1 protein-coding gene is annotated in these 639 nt (G+C 60.3%); it reads right to left on the reverse strand.

The window, feature by feature from the left end:
- A partial coding sequence (gene narI, locus DU506_RS21360) for a respiratory nitrate reductase subunit gamma (RefSeq protein ID WP_114488808.1) occupies positions 1–506 on the reverse strand: 506 nt, incomplete at its 3' end.
- Positions 507–639: the final 133 nt, after the last annotated feature.

Here is a 639-nt window from a genome sequence, read left to right on the forward strand (position 1 = left end):
ACGATGGATTGCGCCCAGCTGGAGAGGGTCAGCATCATGTCACCGTCCAGGTGGCCCAGCGAGAAGATGATGGTCACCATGCCCAGGGCCGCCTGGAACACGATCAACCCCAGGATCAAGGTATCCATCATGCTCGACGACGCCTTCACGCGGGCATTGAACAGGCGCCGGTAGAGCAACATGCCACCGCCCACCACGCACATGGCCCCGGCGATGCCGCCGATCACGATGGCAATCAGCTGCTTGGTGCCGGCGTGCAGGAAGGGTGCATAGACCCAATGAGGCGTCAGCATGCCCACCAGGTGGCCGAAGAAGATCACGATGATGCCGACATGGAAGAGGTTGCTGGCCAGGCGCATGTTTTTCGAGGACAGCATCTGGCTGGAGCCCGCCTTCCAGGTGAACTGGCCATGATCGTAACGCATCAGGCTGCCGAGCAGAAATACCGTGCCGACCAGGTACGGATAGTAGCCGTAGATAAGATGTTGCAGGTATTCAATGAACATGGCGATTCTCCTTGTTAGCGATCGGCCACGGTTGAGGACGGGGACGCTCCCCGGGTAGACGGCATGATTCTGACGGGATCGCTATGCACGGCATTCTTGCGCTCGGCAAGCCGCCGGCCTTCGGCGGACTGCA

Source organism: Vreelandella rituensis (assembly GCF_003336665.1).
Lineage (GTDB): Bacteria > Pseudomonadota > Gammaproteobacteria > Pseudomonadales > Halomonadaceae > Vreelandella > Vreelandella rituensis.